The organism is Variovorax glucosi, assembly GCF_051216695.1.
Lineage (GTDB): Bacteria > Pseudomonadota > Gammaproteobacteria > Burkholderiales > Burkholderiaceae_C > Variovorax.
Map to the genome: position 1 here is coordinate 1 of NZ_JBPJZE010000430.1, position 1,019 is coordinate 1,019.

The following is a 1,019-nucleotide window of genomic DNA, read 5'->3' on the forward strand; positions in this document are numbered from 1 at the left end:
CCCGTCAGCGCGCTGATCGGGTTCACCGTCATGTTGCCCCACAGCTTGAACCACACGTCCTTCTGGATCTGCGGCGACAGCGTGGTGTCGATGCCCGTGCTCTTAAGCAGTTCGACCAGCTTCTGCACGCGCGGCGTGGCCTCGCCCGAGGGCTCGCCCACGATCAGCCCGTTGCCGAAGTGATGCCGCACCACGCCCGGCCCGTCGAGCGAACAGCTTGCGTGCACCACGCAGCCGATCACGTTGCGCGACGGAATGGCCTTGGCAATGGCGCCTTCGGGGTCCACGGCCGCGAGCCGGTGGCCAGTGATCTCGCCGCCGAAGCCGCCTTCGAGGAACCACCACGGCACGCCGTTCATCGCGACCAGCACGATGGTGTCGGCGCCGATCAGCGGCCCGATGCGCTCCGCCACACCGGCTAAAGCCGGCGCCTTGACGGCGATGACCACCAGGTCTTGCACGCCGAGCGACTCGGGGTCGGCCACGGCATTGACGGGCACGCGCGTGCGCACGTCACCGCGCATCAAAGAGAGGCCGTCGCGCTGCAATGCTTCGAGCGTGGCGCCGCGTGCCACCACGTTCAGGCGTTGGCCCGCTTGCGCGAGGCCGACGCCGATCCATCCGCCGATCGCGCCGGCGCCGTAAATACAAATCTTCATGGGGTCCGTCGCTTCGGGTTCAGTTGCGGTACGTAGGGTCGATGCGGTCCACCTGGCGGACGAGCGCATTGAACACATCCTGCCCGGCGCCGTGCTCGGGGCTGAACTGCAGCGCGTCGCGCGTGCAGCGCTGCGCGATTTCCTCGCTCACCGGAATGGCGGCGCCCATCGAGAAGGTCGCCATCTGGATCTCGCAGGCGCGCTGCAGCGTCCACAAAATCGCAAAAGTCTGCGGCAGCGTCTGCCCCCAGGCCAGCAGGCCGTGGTTGCGCAGGATCACCGCGTTGCGGTCGCCAATGCTCTTGAGCAGGCGCGGGCCCTCGTCGGCATGGATGGTGATGCCCTCGAAGTCGTGGTACG

Annotated in this window: 2 protein-coding genes; both read right to left on the reverse strand. The window is 67.7% G+C overall.

Features of this window, described 5'->3' with window-relative positions; translation table 11 throughout:
- Nucleotides 1-659: 2-dehydropantoate 2-reductase (locus tag ACSFA3_RS26255; RefSeq protein ID WP_435508224.1), on the reverse strand; the 659-nt coding region annotated here is incomplete at its 3' end.
- A 19-nt stretch (nt 660-678) separates the two neighbouring features.
- Nucleotides 679-1,019, reverse strand: a 341-nt coding sequence (locus tag ACSFA3_RS26260) for a class II aldolase/adducin family protein (RefSeq protein ID WP_435508225.1), incomplete at its 5' end; no start/stop codon positions are given.